6 protein-coding genes are annotated in these 6,245 nt (G+C 62.0%); 5 read left to right on the forward strand and 1 reads right to left on the reverse strand.

Annotation, left to right across the window (positions count from 1 at the left end; translation table 11 throughout):
• Positions 1–91: 91 nt before the first annotated feature.
• Together hexR and PVZ78_RS05580 are read left to right on the forward strand one after the other, a co-directional pair.
• Positions 92–958 carry a transcriptional regulator HexR gene (hexR, locus tag PVZ78_RS05575; RefSeq protein ID WP_007927594.1) on the forward strand — a complete coding sequence of 289 codons (867 nt, stop codon included), beginning with the start codon at positions 92–94 and terminating at the stop codon, positions 956–958.
• 240 nt (positions 959–1,198) lie between these two features.
• Positions 1,199–1,411: a PA3496 family putative envelope integrity protein gene (locus PVZ78_RS05580; protein ID WP_007927592.1), complete on the forward strand. Its 213-nt coding sequence runs from the start codon at positions 1,199–1,201 to the stop codon at positions 1,409–1,411.
• Here the strand turns inward: PVZ78_RS05580 and PVZ78_RS05585 are convergent.
• Positions 1,353–2,315, reverse strand: coding sequence for a LysR family transcriptional regulator (locus tag PVZ78_RS05585; protein ID WP_028683627.1), 963 nt, complete (start codon positions 2,313–2,315; stop codon positions 1,353–1,355). The two genes, PVZ78_RS05580 and PVZ78_RS05585, sit on opposite strands and share 59 nt — an antisense overlap.
• A gap of 190 nt (positions 2,316–2,505) precedes the next feature.
• Here PVZ78_RS05585 and PVZ78_RS05590 point away from each other — a divergent pair, with 190 nt between their 5' ends.
• The 3 genes from PVZ78_RS05590 to PVZ78_RS05600 form a co-directional block, all read left to right on the forward strand.
• Positions 2,506–3,921 (forward strand): acetyl-CoA carboxylase biotin carboxylase subunit, encoded by a 1,416-nt coding sequence (locus PVZ78_RS05590; protein ID WP_023967762.1) that lies wholly within the window; start codon positions 2,506–2,508, stop codon positions 3,919–3,921.
• Positions 3,922–4,019: 98 nt separating this feature from the next.
• Entirely contained in the window at positions 4,020–5,828 is a 1,809-nt protein-coding gene (gene oadA, locus PVZ78_RS05595; protein ID WP_009051629.1) for a sodium-extruding oxaloacetate decarboxylase subunit alpha, read from the forward strand.
• A gap of 154 nt (positions 5,829–5,982) precedes the next feature.
• Positions 5,983–6,245: transposase family protein (locus tag PVZ78_RS05600; RefSeq protein ID WP_273828319.1), on the forward strand; the 263-nt coding region annotated here is incomplete at its 3' end.

Genomic DNA, 6,245 nt, shown 5'->3' on the forward strand with positions numbered 1-6,245 from the left:
GCATTGAGCAGGCAAAAAGCGAATTCATGTAGTATAACTACAAAATTGCTACATCCTTGGGCGTCTGCCCCATAACAATGAGTCCAGCCCTTTGAATCTGTTGCAGCACATTGCCCAATCACGCCATCTCTTGCGCAAGTCGGAGCTCAAGGTCGCCGATCATGTGCTGCTCGACCCTGCGGCTGTGATGCACAGTTCCATGGCCGACCTGGCCCACAGCGTGGGTATCAGCGAGCCGACCATCGTGCGCTTCTGCCGGGCCATCGGTTGCTCGGGGTTCCAGGACCTGAAGCTCAAGCTGGCCCAGAGCCTGGCCGCCGGGGCGAGCTTCGGCCAGTTCGCGATTCACGAAGACGATTCGGTCGCCGACTACAGCCTGAAGATCTTCGACACCACCCTGCACACCCTGATGGAGGTTCGCGAGAAGCTCGATCCGGTGGAGTTGCAAAGGGCTGTGACCCTCATGTCCCAGGCCCAGCGCGTGGAGTTCTACGGCTTCGGCGCTTCCGGCGCGGTGGCGGCGGACGCCCAGCACAAGTTCTTCCGCCTGCTGCTGACCGCGGCGGCCTATTCCGACCCGCATATGCAGGCGATGTCGGCAGTGACCCTCAAGCCCACCGACGTGGCGATCTGCATTTCCCAGTCCGGGCGTTCCAAGGACCTGCTGATCACCGCCAACCTGGTGCGTGAAAGCGGCGCCTCGCTGATCACCCTGTGCCCGAGCCAGACCCCGCTGGCCGAGCTGTCGACCGTCAACCTGGCGATCGACGTGCACGAAGACACCGAGATCTACACCCCGCTGACCTCGCGCATCGCCCACCTGGTGGTGATCGACGTCCTGGCGATGGGCGTGGCCATGGCCCGCGGCCCGAGCCTGGTCAACCACCTCAAGAGCGTCAAGCGCAGCCTTCGCAGCCTGCGCCTGTCGCCCAAGTCGGTCAAAGCGCTTGACGATTGAACGCTGCACCTCATCGTCGGGCGTCCTCCTGTAGGAGCGAGCTTGCTCGCGAACAATCATCAACAATGATGCGGTGTCGCGGGATGAACCGCCGCTTCGCGGCTATCGCGAGCAAGCTCGCTCCTACAAGGGAATCGGGCGTCATACGGCAGCTTTCATCGTCCTGTCATGGAGCCGCCGCCAAACCGTAACGCCTGACGTCCATCGTGAAGCTCCCGTACTCGCATTGGGAGACTCGAAATGGCCCGGCCTTACGAAGAGAGCAGCAGCGCAGTCAAAACCCGTCGTCAGCAGGAAGACCAGCGCCGCATGGAATTTCGCCGCGCGATCGAACATCGCTGTGAGCTGCGCCGTCTGCAGCAGGAAATCAACGACTACCCCGAGCTGGACGCCGTCAATTACTGGCAGGCAGCCTCGGCAGCTTCCCGTCAAAACGTTCAACAAGCCCGCTGATCTGCACCCGTTCGCTGCGGATAAACCCCAGGAACGCATGCGCTACCGGTGACAGGCGTTTAGCCTTGGCCTGCACCAGGCACCAGCTGCGATACAACGGCAGCTCTTCGACCGGCAACTCGACGAGTCCCCCGGTCGCCAACTCAAGGTTCAGGGCGTGGCGCGTCAACAGCGCCACGCCCAGACCCGCCAGCACACACTCGCGCTGCGCCTCGGCCGACGACACTTCCAGGGTCTGGGTGAAGTGCACGCGCTTTTCCTTGAAATACTCCTCGCAGGCCAGGCGCGTGCCCGAACCCTGTTCGCGCACCAGCAGGTTGTAGGGCTCCAGGTCCTGCAGGCGCAGCGGCCCCAGGTGGCACAGCGGGTGGTCGGGCGGCGCCACGGCGACGATCGGGTTGTTGAGGAACGGCAGGAATTCCAGGCCCATGTCCTGCGGGACCATCGACATGATCACCAGGTCGTCGCGGTTGTCCGAGAGGCGGCGGATCACCTGGCCCCGGTTGACCACCGTCAGTTGCAGGTTCACCTCAGGGTGCTGGCGCTTGAAGGCGGCGAACAGGTGCGGCACGAAGTACTTGGCGCTGGATTCCACCGCCAGCTTCAGCTGGCCCTGCAAGGAACCCTGCATGTCCGACAGCTGCATGTCGAGGTTCTCCAGGCGTCCGAAGATGTCGCGGCTGGCCCGCTGCAGCGCCTCGGCGGCCTCGGTCATGTAGAGCTTCTTGCCGACGTAATCGAACAAGGGCTGGCCGATCAGCTCTTCCAGCTGGCGAATCTGCAGGCTGACAGCGGGCTGGGTGAGAGACATTTCGTCGGCCGCCCGGCTGTAGGAGCGCAGATCGCAGACCTCATTGAAAATCTGCAATTGGCGTAATGTCATACGCATCAAGGACTTACGCATTATCTAAGGTCTCGCGCCGAGGGCTGTCGGATCAACTATAAGTCTTTGCTTATGAGCGACCCAATAATTATTGATTTTTGTTAATTCATCGACAGGAATAGTGTGGGCCTGCGACTGGCTTGAAACATTTGGTCACGCGCCGACCCGGTCTAGCGGGTCGTCTGTTCCAACGGCTCAAGGGTACCTCCAAGTGATAAAAAAGATCCTGATCGCCAACCGTGGTGAGATTGCCGTACGAATCGTGCGTGCCTGCGCCGAGATGGGCATTCGCTCGGTCGCGATCTTCTCCGACGCCGATCGCCATGCCCTGCATGTGAAGCGCGCGGATGAAGCCCACAGCATCGGTGCCGAACCCCTGGCCGGCTACCTGAACCCGCGCAAGCTGGTGAACCTGGCAGTGGAAACCGGCTGCGACGCACTGCACCCCGGCTACGGCTTCCTTTCGGAAAACGCCGAACTGGCGGACATCTGCGCCGAACGTGGAATCAAATTCATAGGTCCATCGGCTGAAGTGATTCGCCGCATGGGCGACAAGACTGAAGCTCGCCGCAGCATGATCAAGGCTGGCGTGCCGGTCACCCCGGGCACCGAAGGCAACGTCGCCGATATCCATGAAGCCCTGCGCGAAGGCGACCGCATCGGTTACCCGGTGATGCTCAAGGCTACGTCCGGCGGCGGCGGCCGCGGCATTCGTCGCTGCAACAGCCGGGACGAACTGGAACAGGCCTTCCCTCGGGTGATTTCCGAGGCGACCAAGGCGTTCGGCTCCGCCGAAGTGTTCCTGGAAAAGTGCATCGTCAATCCCAAGCACATCGAGGCGCAGATCCTCGGCGACAGCTTCGGCAACGTGGTGCACCTGTTCGAGCGCGACTGCTCGATCCAGCGCCGCAACCAGAAGCTGATCGAGATCGCCCCGAGCCCGCAACTGACCCCGGAACAGCGCGCCTACATCGGCGACCTGTCGGTGCGTGCGGCCAAGGCCGTGGGCTACGAGAACGCCGGTACCGTGGAGTTCCTGCTCGCCGACGGCGAGGTGTACTTCATGGAGATGAACACCCGGGTGCAGGTGGAACACACCATCACCGAAGAAATCACCGGCATCGACATCGTTCGCGAACAGATCCGCATCGCGTCCGGCCTGCCGCTTTCGGTGAAGCAGGAAGACATCCATCACCGTGGTTTCGCCCTGCAGTTCCGGATCAACGCCGAAGACCCGAAGAACAACTTCCTGCCGAGCTTCGGCAAGATCACCCGTTACTACGCGCCCGGCGGCCCTGGCGTGCGTACCGACACGGCGATCTACACCGGCTACACCATTCCGCCGTTCTACGACTCCATGTGCCTGAAGCTGGTGGTCTGGGCCCTGACCTGGGAAGAGGCGATGGACCGTGGCTTGCGCGCCCTGGACGACATGCGTCTGCAAGGGGTCAAGACCACCGCCGCGTATTACCAGGAAATCCTGCGTAACCCGGAATTCCGTAGCGGCCAGTTCAACACCAGCTTCGTCGAAAGCCACCCTGAACTGACCAACTACTCGATCAAGCGCAAACCCGAAGAGCTGGCCCTGGCCATCGCCGCCGCCATCGCCGCCCACGCAGGCCTTTGAATGCAGCGGCAAGCTGTGAGCGGCAAGCTGCAAGTAGAAGCAGATCGGCTTTTTCTTGCGGCTTGTAGCTTGAAGCTTGTCGCTATGAGGAGATAAGAATGTCCAAGAAGATCTTTGTTACTGACACCATCCTGCGCGACGCCCACCAATCGCTGCTGGCGACCCGCATGCGCACCGAAGACATGCTGCCGATCTGCGACAAGCTCGACAAAGTCGGCTACTGGTCGTTGGAAGTCTGGGGCGGCGCGACCTTCGACGCCTGCGTGCGCTTCCTCAAGGAAGATCCGTGGGAGCGCCTGCGCAAACTGCGCGCCGCGCTGCCCAACACTCGCCTGCAGATGCTTCTGCGCGGGCAGAACCTGCTGGGCTACCGCCATTACAGCGACGACGTGGTCAAGGCCTTCGTCGCCAAGGCGGCGGTCAACGGCATCGACGTGTTCCGCATCTTCGACGCCATGAACGACGTGCGTAACCTGCGAGTGGCCATCGAAGCGGTGAAAGCCGCCGGCAAGCACGCCCAGGGCACCATCGCCTACACCACCAGCCCGGTGCACACCATCGAGGCGTTCGTGGCGCAGGCCAAGCAGATGGAGTCCATGGGTTGCGACTCGGTGGCGATCAAGGACATGGCCGGCCTGCTGACCCCTTACGCCACCGGCGAGCTGGTCAAGGCGCTGAAGGCCGAGCAGTCGCTGCCGGTGTTCGTCCACTCCCATGACACGGCCGGCCTGGCTGCGATGTGCCAGCTCAAGGCCATCGAGAACGGCGCCGACCACATCGACACCGCGATCTCCAGCTTCGCCTGGGGCACCAGCCACCCGGGCACCGAGTCGATGGTCGCCGCCCTCAAAGGCAGCGAATTCGACACCGGCCTGGACCTGGAGCTGCTACAGGAAATCGGCCTGTACTTCTACGCCGTGCGCAAGAAGTACCACCAGTTCGAAAGCGAGTTCACCGCGGTCGATACCCGGGTGCAGGTCAACCAGGTGCCGGGCGGGATGATTTCCAACCTGGCCAACCAGCTCAAGGAGCAGGGCGCCCTGAACCGCATGAACGAAGTGCTGGCGGAGATCCCGCGGGTACGTCACGACCTCGGCTACCCGCCGCTGGTGACCCCGACTTCGCAGATCGTCGGCACCCAGGCGTTCTTCAACGTGCTGGCCGGCGAGCGTTACAAGACCATCACCAACGAGGTGAAGCTGTACCTGCAAGGCGGCTACGGCAAGGCGCCGGGCGCGGTGGACGAGAAGCTGCGGCGCCAGGCCATTGGCAGCATCGATGCGATCGACGTGCGCCCGGCCGACCTGCTGAAGCCGGAAATGACCAAGTTGCGCAATGACATCGGCGCCCTGGCCAAATCCGAAGAAGACGTGCTGACCTACGCCATGTTCCCGGACATCGGGCGCAAGTTCCTCGAAGAACGCGAAGCCGGCACCCTGACGCCGGAAGTGCTGCTGCCGATTCCGGAAGCGGGCGGCGTGAGCTCGGCCGGCGGCGAAGGCGTACCGACCGAGTTCGTCATCGACGTGCACGGCGAGACCTACCGCGTCGACATCACCGGTGTCGGGGTGAAGGCCGAAGGCAAGCGCCACTTCTACCTGTCCATCGACGGCATGCCGGAAGAAGTGGTGTTCGAGCCGCTCAACGAATTCGTCGGCAGCGGCAGCAGCAAGCGCAAGCAGGCCAGCGCGCCGGGCCACGTCAGCACCACCATGCCGGGCAACATCGTCGATGTGCTGGTCAAGGAAGGTGACACCGTCAAGGCCGGCCAGGCCGTGTTGATCACCGAAGCCATGAAGATGGAAACCGAAGTCCAGGCGGCCATCGCCGGCAAGGTCACCGCCATCCACGTGGCCAAGGGCGACCGGGTCAACCCGGGCGAAATCCTGATCGAGATCGAAGGCTGAGTTCAGGTCTTCATCTGCAACGTTTTACCTCGGGGGGGCTACGGCCTCCCTTTTTTTTGGTTCTTCACGGAATTCCGGGAAACACAGAAACAAGAACGCCGATTTGATTGATGATGTTCGTGCGAGCAAACACATCTAAAAAACCGGCGTTCTTATGCACGATATTAATACTTTCCTTCCTTTTTGGGAGGGCTTTTCTGTCGTCACGATCAAGCCTGATGGCGATGCCCTACAGATCGATCTGACGCCCCACACCACCCGATTCCCTTCCTGTGGTGGATGCCAAAAGCCCTGTTCAACCACTCACGAGTATTGCGAGCGAGTCGTTCGTGATTTGCCCATTCTCGGCCGTGCAGTGCGCCTCAGCGTTTTGCTCAGACGTGTTGGCTGTCGTGACTGCGGCAAACGCATGGAGAC

Origin of the sequence: Pseudomonas sp. SBT1-2 (assembly GCF_028640875.1) — a bacterium.
Taxonomy (GTDB): Bacteria; Pseudomonadota; Gammaproteobacteria; order Pseudomonadales; family Pseudomonadaceae; genus Aquipseudomonas; species Aquipseudomonas chlororaphis_I.